The sequence below is a fragment of the Streptomyces sp. NBC_01012 genome (assembly GCF_045162755.1).
GTDB lineage: Bacteria > Actinomycetota > Actinomycetes > Streptomycetales > Streptomycetaceae > Streptomyces.
Window position 1 is genome coordinate 1,684,164 of sequence record NZ_CP108688.1, and the last position, 18,599, is coordinate 1,702,762.

Consider the following 18,599-nt stretch of genomic DNA (forward strand, 5'->3'; position numbering starts at 1 on the left):
TCAGCCGGACGCTTCAGAACGGATAGCGCTCGATGTCGGCCTGCGCGGTGATCCACTGCATCTCGGAGAAGGTGTCCAGACTCGCCCTGCCCCCGAAGCGGCCCCCTGTCCCGGATGCCTTGGTGCCGCCGAAGGGGGCGACCGCCTCGTCGTCCACCGTCTGGTCGTTGATGTGCACCGCACCGGAGTCGATCCGGTCGGCGAGCTCCCACGCGGCGAAGGCGTTGCCCGTCAGGATCGACACGGACAGTCCGTACTCGGAGGCGTTGATGAGGTCGATCGCCTCGTCGACGGTCTCGTACGCGACGACAGGAGCGACCGGGCCGAACACCTCTTCGGCGAACGCCGGGGAATCCAGAGGGACGCCGGTCAGGACGGTGGGCCGGTAGAACAGACCGTCGTAGGTGCCGCCGGCGGCGAGTTCGGCACCCTGCTCGACGGTGCGCGTGACGATCGAGTGGATCCTGTCGCGCTGCCGCTCGTCGATGACCGGGCCGAGCGGATTGGCCGGGTCGGTGGGGTCACCGACCGGAAGGGCGTCGGCCTTGCCGGCGAGCTTCGCGGCGTACTCGGCGGCCTGGGAGGCGTGCACCAGATGCCGCCCGGCGGTCATGCAGATCTGCCCCTGGTGCAGGAAGGATCCCCAGGCACCGGCCGAGGCCGCGGCGTCCAGGTCGGCGTCCGGCAGGACCAGGAGGGCGTTGTTGCCGCCCAGCTCCAGATGGACCTTCTTCAGCAGAGGGGCGGCGGCCGTACCGATGGCGCGGCCCGCAGGGGTGGAGCCGGTGAACGAGATGCAGGGCACGTCCGGATGGGCGACCAGGGCCTCGCCCACGTCGGATCCGCCCGGCAGAACATGCAGCAGCCCGGCGGGCAGCCCGGCCTCGGCCAGCAGCTCGGCAAGGGCGAGCCCGCCGGACACCGGGGTGCGCGGATCGGGCTTGAGGACCACCGCGTTGCCCGCTGCCAGCGCCGGTGCCACCGAACGCAGGGCGAGGATGGCCGGGAAGTTGAACGGACTGATGACCCCCACGACGCCCAGCGGGACGCGACGTACGGCGGAGAGGCGGGGCTTGGAGCTCCGCAGCAGCTCGCCGTAGGGCTCCGAGGTCAGAGCGGCGGCCTCGTTGAGCTCCGAGACGAGCAGACCGACCTCGAACCGCGCCTTGCCCTGTCCGGAACCGGCCTCCGGGACGAGCCACCGCACGATGCGGTCCGGGTCCCTGGTGAGCAGGGCGGACGCGTCGATGAAGACCTGGGCCCGCTCGGCGTAGCTGAGCTTCGCCCAGGCGCGCTGCGCCGTCCTCGCCGTGGCGACCGAGGTGTCGACGTCCTCGGCCGTGGCGGCGCCCACGGTCGCGACGACCTCACCCGTCGCGGGGGCGATCACCTCGGCGGTACCGCCGCCCGCGACGCGCCACGAGCCGTCGAAGATCTTCCTCGACCAGATCGGCCCGGACGCCGAGGAGGCGGTGTCTGTGCTGGTCATCATGGGTTCCTCTCACGAGTCGGCGCCGGCCGGTGGAGGGACGGGCGGCCGGCCCCTGCGGGGGCGACGGCTCCGGCCCGCCGGTTCCACCGCAGGCCCGTACACAGCCATCGTCCCCGCCGGGGCCGGGACGGGCGACCCGCCCCTGCCCCGGGGTGCACGGAGAGCAGGGGCCGTCGGATGCGACGGCCCCTGCTCCCGGGCGGGCGTGAGCCCGGCATGATCCGGACGAGAGGTCCTAGCAGCTGCCGTCCGAAACCTTCAGGCCCTTGTCGGCGCCGGCCGTCTCCTCCACGATGCTCGGCACGCAGCTCGCGTCGTCGAGGCTGTAGGAGTAGGGGATGCTGACGGTGGTGTTGGACTCCGGGTCAGGTCCGGCGGGGTTGTTGTCACTACCGGGCGTGGACCAGGTGACGTTGTCGAAGGTGTTGCCGCTGACCTGCCAGTACCCGGCCGCGTCCGTGTAGAACGTGCCCAGGACGTCCTTGGAGTCCTCGAAGTAATTGTTGTCCACCTTGGCACGCGCGCCGGCCCGGGAGTTGATGCCGGACTTGGTGAGGTTGACGTAGTGGTTGTTGTAGATGTGCGCGATGCCGCCGCGCAGCAGGGGTGCGCGCGAGTCGATGTTCTCGTACAGGTTGTGGTGGTAGCTGATGTAGCCGTTCGACACGTCGGACTCACTGGACCCGACGAGGCCACCACGGCCCGAGTTGCGCAGGGTGCTGTAGGACAGCGTGACGTACTGGGTGTTGTTCTTCAGGTCGAAGAGTCCGTCGAACCCTTCCGACTCACCGCCCGACGCCTCCAGGGTGGTGTGGTCGACCCAGACGTTACGGACGTTGCTCTCCATGCCGATGGCGTCACCGCCGTTGGACGTGGGCGAGCCGGACTTCTTGACGTTCTTGACGGTCACGTTCTGGATGATGATGTTGCTGGAATCGCGGACGTGGATGCCCAGTTGATCGAAGACAGCGCCACTGCCGACACCGACGAGCGTGACGTTGCTGATCTGCTTGAGCTCGATCACGCTGTCGGCGGTGTTGCAGCTGTCGCCCGACACCTTCGAGGTGTTGCCGTGGTTGATGGTGCCCTCGACCTCGATGGTGATCGGAGTACTGCTGTCGGCGCGACCGCACAGGGCTTCGTGAATCTCGGTGCCTGTGGAGGCCCGCACCGTCTCCCCGCCGGCCCCGCCGGTGGTCCCGCCGTTCTGAGTCGCGAAGCCGGTGGCACTGCCGGTCGCGGCCGACGCCTCGGGCATCGACAGCACCACACCGGTCGCGGCCGCCAGGGCCAGAGTGGCCAGCGCGGCGTTGAGTCGCAGTGCGACTGGTCGTCTCATGTTCGTGTCCCCATTCGTCTTCACGTGCTGGGTGTCGCCGCGGTCGCAACGGCGGACCTCCGAAGACTGCCGGTCGTCACCGGACAGCCCTCGTCGGCCGGTTGTGCGGGTGCTGCGCCTGCGCCGGACCGGTGGCGGCTCATGGCGCATGCGTCGCGACAGCCGTCGCCACACACGCCTCCACCGGACGGGACCCAGGAGGGGAAAGCGCTTTCTGCCGGTGACCCTAGAGCGCCCGGCGGCAAGTTGACAAGGTTCATGACATCTACTGGGCCCGTTCGGGACAGACGGAGCCTTCACGGCAACCGCCGTATTTCCACAGGCAGTTGGGGCACACGGTGGGTCGAAGGACCCCGTTCGGAAAAAGGTGTGGCCATCCGTACGGAGTCCGGACTACGCTCCCGCCGATGACTCTTCGATGTGTTGACAGATTGGGGGTCCCGTCCGCGCAAGGTGAGTGCTGATGCTCATCGGAACCGCGTTCGAGGATTCCCGCCTTTCCTTCTGGCTGCGCGTGCGCGAGATCGCCGTGCCGCCCCTCATGATCGAGACCGCGACGGCCCGGCGTACCGCCGGCGACTGGGCGGGCGCGTGTGCCGCCGCCGGATTCGACGTCGATCTCGACCTCCGTACCGTCGGACGGCTGTACGGCAAGGGCTTGGCCTCCCGCCTCCGGGCGGACCTCCGCCGGCTAGCGCCCGACCTGCTGCGTTGGCACATGCCCAGGACCGCACCGGATGGTTTTCTCCGGCCCGGCACGTCCGTGACGCTCGTGCGGTACGACGAGCCCGGGCGCACCCGCCCTGTGCGTCTGGTCGCGCGCACGGCTCCCGCGTGGGCGGAGGGCGGACAGCGGATCAGCCTCGCGCTGTGGGACGGGTACGGGCGTGAGGCATGGCCACCCGGCTACCGGACACCCGACCGGCGTTTCCGTCTCGATCTGCACCGCCATCTCTGGGACGCCGGCCGCAGCGGCGAACTCCGCGTGCGCGCCGGGGCAGACGGACCTGATGGCCCTTCCGGACCGTCGGGACCGTCGGGACCTTCCGTACCGCAGTGGGCATCCTCCCTGCCGGACTCGGGACCTTACGCGGTCGACCGGTGGGCCGCCGAGGCGGCGCTGCTGCTGGGAGCGCGGGGGCAGGCCGAAGGGGGCCGTGTCGCGGTGCGGCTGGGGGCCCGACGCCGTCTCCTCCTGCGCGTGCGGACGTCCCCGGGTGCTTCCGTGGACGCAGACCGCTCCCCCGAGGTGCTGTCGGCCGAAGTCGTACGCGCGGGTGCCTGTGCCGGACTTCCCGTGCTGCCCGATGCCGCCACCTGGGTGCTGCCCGATCTGGAGCTGCTGCGTGGCGGTTGGATCGCATCCGACGGGCTGCACCCTCTGGTCGCCGCTGCCCTGGTGCCCACAGGAGCGCGGACCATGTCCGTCGTCCACGGGGCGGACGTCGGAGCCCCTGCCGCGGCGCGCGTCGTCGACTGCCGGGGCGCACGGCACCGGATCGCCCCGGTGGACGGGGTGTTGGTGGCGCTCGACCACGACCCCGTCGAGCTCCGGCGGGAGGAACTGCTCGCCGCGCTCACCGGCACACCTCTCCCCTGCCTTCAGGCCATCGACGCGACGCACCGCAGGCCGGACTGGATCACCGATGTCCGTGAACAGCTGGCCCACGGGGATTCGGTGGGTGCGCTGGCCAGGGTCGAGAGCGTGCTCGGTGCCGGGGCGCGGCTCCGGGACGGCGATCTGCGCGACGCGCTGCTCGAAGCCGCCCGGCAGCGGGTCGAACACGGCCTGTTCAGGGCGGGGCTGACCGGGCCCGGCCCAGGCCGTGAGCCGCCCGTACCGCCTTCCCGGCCCGCCACCCACCGCACCAGGCCCCGGCACGCTGCCGGCCACTGACCTCGGGCCCGCTCCGTACGTAGCCCCTCGCGCGCCCACGCACCGGACGCCTGACCGACCGGGCGCCCGACCGACCGGGCGACCGGGCGACCGGACGCCCGACGACCGCCTTCGACGACCCCACAGGTGATGCCGCATGTCCACGTACCCCCCGCTCGACGAAACCCCCCTGGCAGCCCCGCAGCCGCAGGACTCCGCCCCTGCCTCCTCGCGCCCGGACTCCCGGATCGATGTGTCCGGCGCACTGCTCGCCCTGCTGCGCGACACCACCACCGCCCCACGCCCGGACCCACAACTGGAGGCGCTGACCCTGGCCGTGGCGGCGGATCTGCCGGTGCTGCTGTGGGGCGAGCCCGGCATCGGCAAGACGGCCGCGCTCACCCAGCTCGCCGGCACCCTGGACCTGCCGCTGACCACGGTGATCGCCAGCGTGCACGAGCCATCGGACTTCTCCGGCCTTCCTGTCATCGGGGACGACCCGTCGTCGAACGGCGTCCCGATGGCACCGCCGGACTGGGCGGTCCGGCTGGTGCGGGTGGGCCGCGGGCTGCTCTTCCTCGACGAGCTGTCCACCGCCCCTCCTGCCGTGCAGGCGGCTCTGCTGCGCCTCGTGCTCGAACGGCGGGTCGGCGCCCTGCGGCTGCCGCCTGGAGTACGGATCGTGGCCGCCGCCAACCCCCGGTCCTCGGCGGCCGATGGCTGGGAGTTGAGTCCGCCGCTCGCCAACCGGTTCGTGCACCTGCAGTGGACCCACGACGCCGACGTCGTGGTGCGGGGCCTGGGTGGAGTCTGGCCGCGGGCCACGCTGCCGATGCTCGACGCCGAACGGCTGCCCGAGGCCGTGGCGTTCGCGCGTCGCGCGGTGTGCGGGCTGCTGGGCGTACGGCCCGCTCTCGTTCACCGGCTGCCCTCGGGCGAGGCCGGACGCGGTGGTGCGTGGCCGTCACCGCGCAGCTGGGACATGGCGCTGCGTCTGACCGCCTTCGCGACTGCGGCCGGTGCGTCACGCGACGTCCTGTCCATGCTGGTCAGGGGGACCGTGGGGGACGGACCCGGGCTGGAGTTCCTGGCCCACGTCGACAGGATGGATCTGCCCGATCCGGAGGACCTGCTGGCCGATCCCGGGAGCGCGGAGCTGCCGGTCCGCGGCGACCTGCGCCAGGCGGCGCTGGACGCGGTGGTCGCCGCTGTCCGCTCACGTCCTGGGAAGGACCGGTGGGACGCGGCCTGGGCGCTGCTGGCGAGAGCGGCGGAGACGGGGGCCCCGGACCTGTTGGTCGTCCCGGCGACGACGCTGGCGACCCTGCGCCGGGACGACTGGGAGGTACCGCAGTCCATCGAAGGGCTCACCGGGGCCGTGGCCGTCTCCCGGCGGGCCGACCGCGCGAAGGTCCGGGCCATCGACGCCACACGGGCGGGCCGGTGAACGAGCCCACCCGCGGCAGGACGCCGCTCCCCCACGAGACCCGAAAGGCCCCTGAGGCCCGCAAGGTCCCCGAGGCCCCCGAGAGCACCCTGGACACCGGGAAGCTCTTCGCGGCCCGTCTTCAGGCGGTGCGCGTACGCCCGTACCTGGCGACGGCCCTGTTCGCCCTGCACCCCGTGGAGTCCCGCTCCGTACCGACGATGGCGGTCGATCCGTACTGGCGTTGCTACGTGTCACCGGCCTTCGTGGACCGTACGCCCGTGGAGGAGTTGGCCGGCGTCTGGGTCCACGAGGTGTCCCACCTGCTGCGTGACCACCACGGACGCAGCGACCGGTACGCGGACCGGCATGCGCTGACCGGGCCTGCGGAGCGGTTGCGGATGAACATCGCGGCCGACTGCGAGATCAACGACGACATCTTCGGCGAGGGGCTGGTGACACCCGAGGGAGCCGTCCGCCCGGAGCTTCTGGGGCTGCGGGACGGTGAGTTGATGGAGGACTACCTCCAGCAGTTCCGGCTCGGGCCGCACACCGCCCACCTGGCGTGGCTGGAGTGCGGCAGCGGCGCGGACGGCCTCCCGCGCGCATGGGACCTGGGCCCTGACGGGGCCCACGGCCTCAGCACGCAGGAACGGGACGCGGTCCGCTTCCGGGTGGCTCAGGGAATCGTCGGCCGCCCGGGGAACGCGCCGGCCGGCTGGCGGCGCTGGGCCGAGGAGGCGTTCCACCCGCCACAGCCCTGGCGGGAGTTGCTCGGAGCCGCGGTGCGAGCGGCGGCATCCGCGCCGGGCACGGGCGATGACTACGTGTACGGCAGGCCGGCGCGCCGTTCGGCGGCGGTCCCCGGCGCCGTACTGCCGAGCCTGCGGCACAGGCCGACACGGGTCGTCGTGGTGATCGACACCTCGGGCTCGGTCAGCGACGCGGAGCTGGGCAGCGCGCTGCTCGAAGTGGCGGCGATCTCACGGGCCGTGGGCAGCCGCCGCGACCTCGTCGGCGTACTGCCGTGCGACGCGGCGGCCGGCCGGGTCAGCCCCCTGTGCGGCGGTACGGAGGGCGTCGAGCTGGTGGGCGGCGGCGGAACCGACCTGCGTACGGGCTTCTCCCGCGCCCTGGAATCCCGCCCGCGCCCGGACGTCGTGGTGATGCTGACCGACGGCCAGACACCGTGGCCGTCCCGGCGCCCGCCCTGCCGGACGGTGGTGGGTCTGTTCGGCCGCCACTCGGGACGCTCGTCCTACGACGAGTCCGATCCGGAGTACGTCCCGGACGGGCCACCGGCGTGGGCGCGGGTGGTGAGGATCGGCTAGCCAACCTCGCCTTCGGCCCGCCACCGCCGCATCCACTTGTGGGCCGTGGCCCGCGATATGCCCATCTCGGCTGCGACATGGGCGACCGGCCGACCCGAGCAGACCCGCTCGACCGGCAGGCGCCTACCGAAAACGGTCAGCCGGGCATTACGGTGGGACACGAAGACCGCCGTGCGGTGAGTTCCTGGACAGCTCCCACCACACCGGAGGTCTTCGTCATGTTCAAGACCTGCCCAGTGTCAACAACGCTCGTGATCAATACACCTGGGGCCGACCGCCGATAGAGACGACCGCACGCCACGCGGGCCGTCCCGACATCGTCCGCGAGCTGCTCGACCGCCGGACGGGACTCGGTCCGAGGCGGACGTCCCGCCCTGTCTGTTCGGCGTTCGCTACTCACTGTTCGGCGTTCGGCGTTCGTCCTTCGTCGCTCGGCTCAGACGGACGGGATGCGGAAGTAGTGGCCCGCGTCGAGATCCTCGATGAGCCCCGGCTGTGTCGGCTGCCACCCCATCAGCTCGCGGGTCACCGCGCTGGAGGCCGGCTGATCGGCGGAGAGCACCATGGTCAGCCAGCCGAAGTGCTCGGGGGCGTCCTCCGGCGGTACGGAGGCAGTGGGCACGTTCAGATTCCGGCCGATGGCCTCGGCGATGTCGCGGAGGGGCACGCCCTCGTCGGCGACGGCGTGCAGGGTGGACCCTGCCGGGGCCCCCTCCAGTGCGACGCGGAACATGTGCGCGGAATCCAGACGGTGGACGGCGGGCCAGCGGTTGGTCCCGTCGCCGTAGTAACCCGATACTCCCTTGTCCCTGGCGGTGCCGACCAGGTTCGCGACGAAGCCCTTGTCCCCTTCCCCGTGGTTCGTCCGCGGCAGGCGCACCACGGACGAACGCACACCACGGGAGGCGAGCGCGAGCGCCCATTCCGCGGTGGCGATCCGGGCCGTTGGACCAGCGAGCGCCGGATCATCGGCCGCGCCCGGCGGGATCTCGTGTCCGTCGCGCTCGGTCGCCACGCGCCCGGGCTCGGCGGGCGTCCCCGAGGCCACCACGAACGGCTTGTCCGAGCCGGTCAGCGCCTCACCCATCGCCTCGACAGCACGACGGTCCGCGTCCGCTGCGCCCTTGAAATCCCCGCCCGCGAACGCGAGCTCGTGATTGAACGCGAGGTGGATCACCCCGTCCGCCGCGGCGGACGCACTGCGCAGGGCACCGAGATCACCGAGGCTGCCGCGGACCACCGTGGCCCCTTCGGCGGTCAGGGCGTCGGCGGAGGCGTCCGAACGGGCCAGCCCGACCACCTGATGCCCTGCTCCGATGAGGTCGGGGACGACAGCCGAGCCGATCCAGCCCGATGCCCCTGTGACGAAAACACGCATGTGAAACGACCTCCTTGTACCGACGGTTTTCGACAGGCGGTACGAAAATCCGATTGACAGCAGTCACTGTCATCAGGATAGCAACCGATGACAGTGGCTGCCATCGGACACGTCGGAGGCCGTGGACGACGGAAAGGTACGGGACAGGGGGGCGACGAAGCGCCGCACGAAATCGTCCGGCCAGGGATAGGCATGAGAGACGGTGAGCTGATGCGCGAGTCCATGCAGACCCAGCCAGAGCGCGACCGCGTCGGCGGACGGGTCCGTACTGTTCGAGCGCCCGGCAGCGACACAGTCGGCGAGAACTCCGGCGAAGAGGCGCGGGGTCCGCGCACCGAGGCGGGCCAGATCGTCGACGACGACGGGGTTCCGGAGCCCGCCGTACATGGCGCGGTAGCGACCGGGATGGGCAGCGGCGAAGTCGAGATACGCGTAACAGGCGGCATACAAGCCCCGTTCGACGTCGCCGGCATCCTCCACGGCGGCCACGAGTCTGCCGGACAGTTCGGAGAAGGCTTCACGGACGACGGCGAGCACGAGGGCAGGCCGGTCGGGGAAGTGCGGATAGATCGACGGCGCGGCGATCCCCACCGCTCGCGCCACTGCGCGCAGGGTCACATCCCCGCCGTCGTCGCGATCGAGCAGACCGGTCGCGGCGGCCAGGATCTCGGCGCGCAGCCGGACGCCCTCACCTCGACGGTTGCGCGGACGGGCGACCCGCCGGGACGCCACCGGGTCACGACCGATGTCCACAATCTCAGGCACTTGACCACCCCTCAGGCATCCGAGCCTCACACTCCTTCATTACTTACAGCCGTAAAGCTACAAGCGTTAACCGAAGCACGCAAGAGGGTGCTTCAATATACTTTCGCGTGTAAGGTGACAGCATGGAACACACTGAAAAAGCCGCATCGGCCACACCCGGACCGACGCGCAGGCGTAACCGTCGGGGCGAGGGTGGCCGCCTGCGCGACGACATCGTCGCCGCCGCGGTGGAGCTGCTCGACGAGGCCGGCGACGAGCGTGCCATCACCCTGCGGTCGGTCGCCCGCCGGGTCGGGATCGCCGCCCCGTCGATCTACCCGCACTTCCCCGACCAGCCGGCCATCATGCTCGCGGTCGTGCGCCAGGAGTTCACCGGGCTGGGGAACGACCTGCGCTCCGCCCTGGAAAGGACGGGCGACGATCCACGGCAACGCCTGTACGCCGTGTGCCACACCTATCTCGACTTCGCCCGGCTGCACCCCGAGCGCTACCGCACGATGTTCGGCGGGCTCTGGATGCCGGACCTGGGCGAGAGCTCCGTGACCAAGGAGGACATGGCGACACTCGGCATGGAGACCATGCAGATCCTCGTCGACGCCCTCGGCGACTGCGCAGCCGCGGGATACTCCGCCAGCACCGACCCCTCCACCGACGCGGTCGCGCTCTGGCTGGGTATGCACGGGCTCGCGCACCAGCGCGCCGTGACCCGGGCCTTCCCCTGGCCGGAAGACATCGACGAGCGCATCATCCACACGCTCGCCCGCCTGGACGCAGCCGACGCCTGAGCCCCCACGGGGCCTGCCTGACACGCCTGACAGGGGTGCACCGGCCGCATCGACGGCATCGGCCGTATTGACCGTATTGACCGCATCGAACCGAGGAGAAGCCCCGTGGCCAGCTTCGCCAGCCGTCCGGTGCCGCCCGCGCTCACGCGCCCCAGCCTCCGCCGACCGCTCTGCTCGACAGGTACGAGTCACGCAGCGCCTTACGCAGGCCGGGCACGGCGGCGTCGTAGCGCTCGGCGAGCGCCTTGAACTCCTGCTGGTGCGCCCGGCGTTCCTTGCCCGTGAACACGCTGCTCGTCTCGACTTCGGCCGCCAGCACCGCCATGGTCAGCTCGTCCATGGGGACCGCGTCCGGAGGGGAGCCTCCGAGCACGACGTCGCGTACCGTCCGCTGCAGGGCGAGCACCTGCTCGGGATCGTTGACGACGACCCGGTCCACGCCGAGCATTCCCAGCTTCTTCTCGTGCCGGACTGTGATCGCACCCGCGTCGGCAAGCTGGTCACGGATGGGCTTTTCGGCCCGGTGAGCCTTGTTGTGCACGTACGAGAGCCAGCGCTTCGGGCTCTCGGGCAGCTCGCGCCACACCTCGGCGAGGAAGGCATCGCCCTGCGGCGCGACGGCGGCACGGCGTACGACCTTCCCTCCCTCGGTGCCGATCAGCCCGGCGACGGCCAGCTCGGTCAGCGTGCCGGCACGCAGGAGCTGACCGCGCCCCTGGAGGTTGGAGAGCTCGAACTTCCCTTTGTCCACGGTGTAGCAGACCAGGTACAGGCGCTGGGGCAGGGTCAGTCGCATGACTACTTGTCCTCCGAGGTCGTGGTGAGGGTGGCCGTACGCACGGAAGGCGTGGAAACGCCCTGTGCCTTCAGTCGCTTGCCCGCGCTCCGTGCTGCCCACAGGACCACCAGGAGGGCCAGGGCAAGCAGCGGGTAGCCCATCGCGATCTTCGCGAAGGCGAGCCAGCCCGTGGCGTCCTCCTCGTACAGCCACTGCTGGACGAGGAACCTGGCCGCGAAGACCCCTGTGAGGGTGAGCGTGGCGATGTCGTAGTAGCGCCGTGAGGGCTTGTCCCTCAGCCAGGCCGTTCCGGTGCCGTTGAGCGCGCCCCAGACAATGCCCGCCAGGGGCCGTCGCACGAGGACCGAGAGGAGGAAGAGCCCACCGAAGAGGAGGTTCGACCAGATACCCAGAAGGAAGAAGCCCTTGGCCGATCCGGTCTTCCAGGCGACGAACGAGGCGACCGCGACACCGAACAGGCCGGAGAGTGCGGGCTGGACCGGTTCCTTGCGCACCAGGCGCAGCACGGACAGCGCCAGTGCGACCCCGATGGCGGTGCCTATGGCGGATGTCAGCCCGAGGGAGGCGTTGGCGAGCACGAAGGCGACGATCGGCAGCATCGTGTAGACCAGCCCCGATGCGCCACCCATCTGCTCCAGCGGCGTCTGCTTCGCCCTACGGTTCGTGCGCACTTCCGGCTGCTCGTGATCGATGGTCGAGTGGGTGGGACGGACAGGTTCAGTCATGATTCAGATCAATCCCGTGAGTGGTGCGGTCTGTACGGTGTCGGGGGCCGGGTATCGGTCGGCCGGCGTTCGGCGCATCGGCCGGCCTCAGGCGACGGGGTCGCCGACGACTCCGCCGGTGGCCGTGCGGATCACGTGGGCGTAACGCCGGGCCAGTGCCACCACGTCGGTGAACTCCGTGAGGTCGGCGTCGGCGAGGAGCGCGCTGCCGATGTACTCATCCAGCACGCGCACGACCGACGCGGTGGCCGCCGCATGCATACGGACGTCGAGGTCGTCCTCCGGACGACCGATGCGATCACCCATGCGGTCGCCGATGATCCCGCACATCTGTCGTTCGACCTGGTCGCAAGCCATCAACCACGCCGTACGGAGCGCCGGCTCGGTGTCGGCGAGCCGGATCATCTTCATCGCGAGCATCTCGTCGGCCAGGTCGACGGGCGGCGTCCGATGGCCGGGCTCGACCAGTTCCGTGGCCAGGTGTTCCTCGAGGGAGCGTGCCCGGGGCCAGTCGCGCAGCACTGTCATCAGGGTGACGGCGCCCTGCATGACGATCGGCTCGGCGCAGCTCTCCTTGCTGCGGAAGTGCCGCCAGATGGTCCGCGTCGAGAGCCCCACCGCCTCGGCGATCCGGTCACCGCTCGTGGCAGCCACGCCCTGCTCCCAGAACAGGCGCGCCGCCTCCCGGGAGATCTCCAGCCGCAACCGCACACGGCGCTGCTCACTCATCCCCCCTGCGCTTCGCTTGGTCGTCATCATGCGCCGGTGCCACCACCCTTCCTTCGTACGTCCTCAAACGACAATATGTCACTTAGCGACATGACGCAAGAATGGCGGCGGTCCCCGTTGTCAGTGCCCTCTGCTGTGATGGAGGCACGAAGCGATGAAGACGAACCCGGCGCCGCCGGGCCCGTGGCACCTGAACCCCAGGTCGGAGACCGGAGCGAACGATGAAAGCAGCGCGATTCAGCAGGTTCGGAAGCCCCGATGTCCTGGACATCGCGGATCTCCCGGATCCGCACCCCGGACCCGGCCAGGTCCGGATCGCGGTGCGCGCGGCCGGCGTCAACGCCAGCGACTGGAAGAAGCGCCAGGGGCTGATGGACCAGGAGCTTCCGCAGACCCTCGGCCACGAGGCGTCGGGCGTCGTCGACGAACTCGGCGAGGGCGTGTCGGGCGTCGCCGTCGGCGACCGCGTGTTCGGCCTCTCCGGCGAGGGCGCCACCCAGGCCGAATCGGCGGTGCTGGACCACTACGTACCCATCCCGCCCTCGCTCGACTTCGCCACAGCCGCCGCTCTGCCATCCACCGTTGAGACGGCCGCGCGCGCTCTGGACCAGCTCGGTGCGGGGACAGGCGACACGCTCCTGGTCAACGGCGCCTCGGGGAGCATCGGCAGCGCCGCGGTCCAGCTCGCCGTGGCACGCGGGGCACGGGTGATCGGCACCGCAGGGCCGGCCAACCATGCGTACCTGCGCTCACTCGGAGCCGAACCCGTCTCCTACGGGGACGGCATGGCCGAGCGAGTCCGCGCGCTGGCTCCCGGCGGCACCGACCTGGCGCTGGATGTCGCCGGCAGCGGCGTACTGCCCGAGCTCATCGAGCTCGCGGGCACCCCGGCGAAGGTTCTGACGATCGCCGACTTCACGGGCGCGCAGGAGCACGGGGTGAGGTTCAGTCGCGGCGACACGGGCCGCGCGCTGTACGTGCTCGATGAGATCGGCCCACTGATCGAGGCCGGACGCTTCATACCCCCCGCCGTCCGGACGTTCCCGCTCGCCGACATCGTCGAGGCACACCGCGTCGGCGAGGAAGGCCGCGTACGGGGGAAGCTCGTGCTGCTGGTCGACTGAGCGGGGACACCGGACAACTCGAGCGACGGCCCCCGGCCCCCGCGGAACTGGCGGAACCCGCGGAACCGGCGGAACCGGCGGAACCAGGGGCCGCGCGGGATTCACCGGACGGCGGCGCGGCGACGCGCCGGGTCGGCGAGGACGGCCGCACCGTAACCGGCATCGTCGGGGTTGAGGTCGGTGCCGGGTGCCACGACGCGGTCGATACGGTCCAGCACATCGGGTTCCAGGACGACATCGGCGGCGTCCAGCTGACCGCGCAGGTGCTCGGCGGTACGGGGACCGATGATCGCCGCGGAGACCGCGGGGTGCGTCGTCACGAAGGCCAGCGCCAGCTGGACCAGCGTCAGCCCCGCTTCGTCGGCGATCCGGGCCAGTTCGGTGGCGGCATCGAGCTTGGCCTGGTTGCCCGGCACGTCCAGGTCGTAGTGCGAGAGCGTGGTACGGAAGGGCATGGTCCGCGTGCGATGGCTGGACGGACCCGTCGCGTCGCGGCGCCAGCGGCCCGACAGCCAGCCACCGGCCAGCGGGCTCCACGCGAGTACACCCATCCGGTACGCCTCACAGGTGGGCAGCACATCGGCCTCGACGCCCCGGACGAGCAGCGAGTAGGGCGGCTGTTCGCAGACGAACCGCTCGCGCTGCCGTCGCTCCGCGGTCCACTGCGCCTGCACGATCGAGGAAGGGGCGAAGGTCGAGGATCCCGCGTAGCGGATCTTGCCCGCACGGACGAGATCGGAGAGCGCCCCCAGTGTCTCGTCGATGTCGGTGTCGGGATCGGGCCGGTGCACCTGGTAGAGGTCGATGTGATCGGTCCCCAGGCGGTGCAGGCTCGCCTCGCAGGCGCGGATGATCCAACGCCGTGACGCGCCGCGCTCGTTGGGTCCCGGGCCCATCGGGCTCGACACCTTGGTGGCCAGGACGACGTCGTCGCGCCGACCGGCGACGGCCTTCCCGACGATGCGTTCGGACTCTCCATCCGCGTACACATCGGCCGTGTCGATGATGTTGACGCCGGCGTCGAGCGCCGCGCGGATGATGCCGATCGAGTCGTCGTGGTCGCGGTTCCCCCATGCCCCGAACATCATCGAACCCAGGCACAGCGTGCTGACCTGGACTCCAGTACTTCCCAGCGTGCGGTATCGCATGGCGTGGACCGCCCTTCCATGGACGCGGCTGCAGGCCGGAACGGGGGCGAGCGCCTGCTACCGTTCCGACAAGCGGAGTCGGCTCCGCTTGCCCTCCACGGTAAGCGGAGCCGACTCCGGATAGCAAGCCGAAGAGGAGCACCCATGCCCGATGCACCCGACATGACCGATACACCCGACAGACCGGCCCGCGCCGACGCCCGGGCCAACGAGGACAAGCTGCTCGTCGCGGCCGCAGCGGCCTTTGCCCGGGACGGCGCCGATGCGACCCTCAAGCAGATCGCCAAGGACGCGGGCGTCGGGATCGGCACGCTGTACCGGCGCTTCCCGACCCGTGAACAACTCGTCGACGCCACCTACCGCTACGAGACCTCCCGCCTCGCCGCCGAGGCCCCAGGTCTCCTTCACGAGCTGCCCGCCGATCTGGCACTCCGGGCCTGGATGTCCCACGTCCTCGACTACATCGCCACCAAGCACGGCATGGCCGACACGCTCAGCACCCTCCTGCGGGGCGACGAGCGGCTGAGTTCACGGACACGCGACCAACTGACCGGCGCGGTCGAGCAGTTCCGCCTGGCCGGCGTCGCCCAAGGCGTGATCCGCGCGGATGTACCGTCCCCCGACATCCTCATGGGTCTGGCGGGTGTCACCCTCGTCGGCGGAGCCCCCGGCCAACGAGCACAGGCCGAGCGCCTGCTCGATCTGCTGATGGACGGCATCACCCGACCCGACCGGCACCGCGACGGATCGCCGCCGCACCTTTCCGGTGCGCGATCTTGACACCGTCGCCGACCAGTGGTGGTTTAGACCACTCCACCACCTGTACGTGGTGGTCCACTTCCGTGGAGGTGCAGTGATCCGTATGCCCAAAAGCCATCCGTACTGTCTTCCCCGCGTCCCCCGGCTCCCGCTTCTCGGCGCCGTCGCCCTGCTGGCCCTCGGCACGCTCTCCGTTCCCGCCCACGCGGCCGGCGAGCCGGCCACCACCGCGCCATCGCCCTCGCCCGGCGCCTCAGCCTCGACGGCTCCGCCCGTCGTCACCCCCACCCCGCAGCACATGACGTCGGCCGGGCCCGACCTCCGTGTCCCGGAGCGGGTGCACCTCGTCCTCGGCGACGACGTCGACGCAGCGAGCACCGATGTCATCGAGCGGGCACTGACCTCGGCCGGGGCCCGCCACCTCACCACGAGCAGAGCCGGGGGCAGGGACGCGACAGCGGCCTCGCGCGGCCATGGAGCGAGGCTGACCGTCGTGGCCGGTTCCATCAAGGACCGGTCGGTGGCCGACGCCCTGCGCGCCGCAGGCGGCACCGTCCCTGACACCCTGGCAGCGGAGGGCTACTCACTCGCTTCCCGGGGCGACAGCGTCGTCCTCGCGGGCAACGACGGGGACGGCATCTACTACGCGGCCCAAACACTGCGGCAGCTGGTGACCGGAAAGCACAGCCTGGCGTCCGTATCGGTCACCGACCACCCGGCGATGCCCCTTCGCGGCAGCATCGAGGGCTTCTACGGCGCACCCTGGTCACACAGCGACCGGCTCGACCAGCTCGCCTTCTACGGCGACATCAAGGCCAACACCTACATCTACACACCGAAGGACGACACGTATCTGCGGGAGGAGTGGCGTGAGCCCTACCCCGCCGACAAGCTCGCGGACCTGCGTGAACTGATCGATCAGGCCACCGCCCATCACGTCGACTTCACCTACGCGCTCTCCCCAGGCCTGTCCGTCTGCTACAGCGACCCCGATGATGTGAACGCTCTCGAGGAGAAGCTGGGCACCCTCTACGAGCAGGGCGCCCGCAGCTTCTACGTGGCGCTGGACGACATCAGCTACACCGAGTGGAACTGCGACGCCGACCAGGAGAAGTACGGCGCCCCGGGCAAGGCCGGCGCGGGACAGGCCCAGGCCGACCTGCTCAACGCCGTACAGCACGACTTCATCGACGCCCACGCGGACGCCGAGCCGCTGCAGTTCGTGCCCACGGAGTACTCCGACACGGCCGACTCCGCCTACAAGTCCGTGCTGCGCGAGCAGCTGGACCCCAAGGTGGTCGTGCAGTGGACGGGCACAGCCGTCGTGCCCCCTTCGATCAGTCTGGAGGACGCCCGGGCCGCCTCGGCTGTGTGGGGGCGCAAGGTGTTCCTCTGGGACAACTATCCGGTCAACGACTACGGCCAGACGACCGGCCGGCTGCTGATGGCCCCGTACGACAAGCGCGAGGCCGGACTGCACGAGGCGCTGAGCGGCATCGTGCTCAACCCGATGAACCAGGCCGCGGCGAGCAAGGTCGCACTGTTCGGCGGAGCGTCGTTCGCCTGGAACGACGAGGACTACGACCCCGATCGCACCTGGCGCGCGGCCGCCGACTACCTGGCCGACGGTGACCCGGCCACCGCACGGGCCCTGCTGGCCTTCTTCGACACCGAACATCTCGCGCCGACCTTCGGCGACACGAACTGGCAGCCACAGGCACCCGAACTGAACGCGCGGCTGGCGGACTTCACCGAGGCCTGGAACAGCGACTCCCCCGCCCAGCGCAAGGCCGCGCTGCGCAAGCTCGCCACCTATGCCGAGGTACTGGCCGGAGCGCCCGAGCAGATACGCGCCGGTGTGGCGGACCCTGCTTTCCTGGCGCAGACCAAGCCCTGGCTCGACTCCCTCGACGTGTGGGGCGACGCCCTGAACGCCACCCTGGACGGACTGCGGGCCCAACTGCACTCGGGCAGCGGGGATGCGGACTTCGCCAGGGCCGCCGACCTGGCCGAGCAGGCCGCCGCATTCACCACCATCCCGGACACGACCCGGCCGCAGGGCCCGGTCAAGGTGGCCGACGGGGTGCTGGACACGTTTATCGAACAGGCACCGAAGATGTGACGCTCGCCCCGGGCGACGCTTCGCGCGGTGCCCGGGGCGCCGCACGGCCGCAGTGGACAGCGACCGACCTCATGGCCACCGATCGCCCGGCGGAACAGGCACCACGTGGGCAATTCCGTCGGGCGATCGGAACGGGCCGTCGGAAGCGACGAGTTCGCTCGCACGAGCGCGAATCACGTGCGGAACGTGCCCCCGGACCTCGGCTCGCCCACCACGCAACCCGATCGGTCCCCCTCTCCCCTCCGCCGCCTCCTGACGGCTCCTGACGCCCCCTGAGCGCTTCCTGACGCTCCCCGAGGCGGGCCCGTCGGTGCGTATACGCGGGCGTCTGCCGCCTCCGGGAATCCAAGGGCGCCATTGTTTCCATTTCTAAAACTTCCGGCAGAGCAATTTCCGTTTCTGCAGCTCACCGAAGTGAACATTGGTCTGGACCTCTAACGGATCCGGAGCCTCTTTACCGCGCGCGTATTTTCATGCACCATGACGTGTCCGCATCAAGCGACGCGCGTAGATCGAAATGGGAAAGCGGCACCTGAGTTCCCACGACGAGACGCGCCGGGGAGGTGATGTTGCCGACAGCGGGAACAACGAGCGCGGCGGGTGTGCCCTTCGGGCGCAGCCACCGCCACCAGGTCCGTCACCAGGATACGTGCGCCGTCAGCGAGTTCCAGGACGGACGGTGCCGTGGTGATCTCCACCGGCCGTTGCCGCTCGCAGAGTTGCTGCTCGTGTCTGCCGGATGGCCCAGGAGTTCCACCGACGGGCCCCTGACTTTTTCCGCTCATCGCGCACATCCCAATT

14 protein-coding genes and 2 pseudogenes are annotated in these 18,599 nt (G+C 70.5%); 7 read left to right on the forward strand and 9 right to left on the reverse strand.

Annotation, left to right across the window (positions count from 1 at the left end; translation table 11 throughout):
* Positions 1-13: 13 nt before the first annotated feature.
* Positions 14-1,489: an aldehyde dehydrogenase family protein gene (locus OG623_RS07300; protein ID WP_406151715.1), complete on the reverse strand. Its 1,476-nt coding sequence runs from the start codon at positions 1,487-1,489 to the stop codon at positions 14-16.
* A gap of 241 nt (positions 1,490-1,730) precedes the next feature.
* Positions 1,731-2,831 (reverse strand): annotated as a pseudogene (locus OG623_RS07305) (polysaccharide lyase family 1 protein); the annotation flags it as partial.
* Between the two features lie 463 nt (positions 2,832-3,294).
* Between OG623_RS07305 and OG623_RS07310 the strand changes: the two are divergent.
* From OG623_RS07310 to OG623_RS07320, 3 genes are all read left to right on the forward strand, one after another.
* Complete coding sequence (locus OG623_RS07310; protein WP_406145356.1) at positions 3,295-4,728, forward strand: hypothetical protein; 1,434 nt, start codon at positions 3,295-3,297, stop codon at positions 4,726-4,728.
* A 136-nt stretch (positions 4,729-4,864) separates the two neighbouring features.
* Positions 4,865-6,154 carry an AAA family ATPase gene (locus OG623_RS07315; RefSeq protein ID WP_406145358.1) on the forward strand — a complete coding sequence of 430 codons (1,290 nt, stop codon included), beginning with the start codon at positions 4,865-4,867 and terminating at the stop codon, positions 6,152-6,154.
* Positions 6,155-6,243: 89 nt separating this feature from the next.
* Positions 6,244-7,464 carry a DUF2201 family putative metallopeptidase gene (locus tag OG623_RS07320; protein ID WP_406151717.1) on the forward strand — a complete coding sequence of 407 codons (1,221 nt, stop codon included), beginning with the start codon at positions 6,244-6,246 and terminating at the stop codon, positions 7,462-7,464.
* Here OG623_RS07320 and OG623_RS07325 read toward each other — a convergent pair.
* From OG623_RS07325 to OG623_RS07335, 3 genes and pseudogenes are all read right to left on the reverse strand, one after another.
* A pseudogene (locus tag OG623_RS07325) lies at positions 7,464-7,625 on the reverse strand (helix-turn-helix domain-containing protein); the annotation flags it as partial. The gene OG623_RS07320 and the pseudogene OG623_RS07325 overlap by 1 nt on opposite strands.
* A 275-nt stretch (positions 7,626-7,900) precedes the next feature.
* Positions 7,901-8,842: an SDR family oxidoreductase gene (locus OG623_RS07330; protein ID WP_406145360.1), complete on the reverse strand. Its 942-nt coding sequence runs from the start codon at positions 8,840-8,842 to the stop codon at positions 7,901-7,903.
* A gap of 72 nt (positions 8,843-8,914) precedes the next feature.
* Positions 8,915-9,607 (reverse strand): TetR/AcrR family transcriptional regulator, encoded by a 693-nt coding sequence (locus tag OG623_RS07335; RefSeq protein ID WP_406145362.1) that lies wholly within the window; start codon positions 9,605-9,607, stop codon positions 8,915-8,917.
* A 122-nt stretch (positions 9,608-9,729) separates the two neighbouring features.
* On the opposite strand from OG623_RS07335, the gene OG623_RS07340 reads away from it, so the two are divergent.
* Positions 9,730-10,392, forward strand: a complete 663-nt coding sequence (locus OG623_RS07340) for a TetR/AcrR family transcriptional regulator (protein WP_406145364.1) — start codon at positions 9,730-9,732, stop codon at positions 10,390-10,392.
* Positions 10,393-10,534: 142 nt separating this feature from the next.
* Here OG623_RS07340 and OG623_RS07345 read toward each other — a convergent pair whose 3' ends face one another.
* From OG623_RS07345 to OG623_RS07355, 3 genes are all read right to left on the reverse strand, one after another.
* Complete coding sequence (locus tag OG623_RS07345) at positions 10,535-11,188, reverse strand: GPP34 family phosphoprotein (RefSeq protein WP_406145365.1); 654 nt, start codon at positions 11,186-11,188, stop codon at positions 10,535-10,537.
* 2 nt (positions 11,189-11,190) lie between these two features.
* Complete coding sequence (locus OG623_RS07350) at positions 11,191-11,916, reverse strand: DUF3159 domain-containing protein (RefSeq protein ID WP_406145367.1); 726 nt, start codon at positions 11,914-11,916, stop codon at positions 11,191-11,193.
* An 87-nt stretch (positions 11,917-12,003) separates the two neighbouring features.
* Positions 12,004-12,645 (reverse strand): TetR/AcrR family transcriptional regulator, encoded by a 642-nt coding sequence (locus OG623_RS07355; protein ID WP_406145369.1) that lies wholly within the window; start codon positions 12,643-12,645, stop codon positions 12,004-12,006.
* A 221-nt stretch (positions 12,646-12,866) separates the two neighbouring features.
* Here OG623_RS07355 and OG623_RS07360 point away from each other — a divergent pair, with 221 nt between their 5' ends.
* Entirely contained in the window at positions 12,867-13,769 is a 903-nt protein-coding gene (locus tag OG623_RS07360; protein WP_406145370.1) for an NADP-dependent oxidoreductase, read from the forward strand.
* 101 nt (positions 13,770-13,870) lie between these two features.
* Here OG623_RS07360 and OG623_RS07365 read toward each other — a convergent pair whose 3' ends face one another.
* Positions 13,871-14,917 (reverse strand): aldo/keto reductase, encoded by a 1,047-nt coding sequence (locus OG623_RS07365; RefSeq protein WP_406145371.1) that lies wholly within the window; start codon positions 14,915-14,917, stop codon positions 13,871-13,873.
* Positions 14,918-15,061: 144 nt separating this feature from the next.
* On the opposite strand from OG623_RS07365, the gene OG623_RS07370 reads away from it, so the two are divergent.
* Together OG623_RS07370 and OG623_RS07375 are read left to right on the forward strand one after the other, a co-directional pair.
* Positions 15,062-15,697, forward strand: a complete 636-nt coding sequence (locus tag OG623_RS07370; RefSeq protein WP_406145373.1) for a TetR/AcrR family transcriptional regulator — start codon at positions 15,062-15,064, stop codon at positions 15,695-15,697.
* A gap of 73 nt (positions 15,698-15,770) precedes the next feature.
* Positions 15,771-17,798, forward strand: coding sequence for a beta-N-acetylhexosaminidase family protein (locus OG623_RS07375; protein ID WP_406145374.1), 2,028 nt, complete (start codon positions 15,771-15,773; stop codon positions 17,796-17,798).
* Positions 17,799-18,599: the final 801 nt, after the last annotated feature.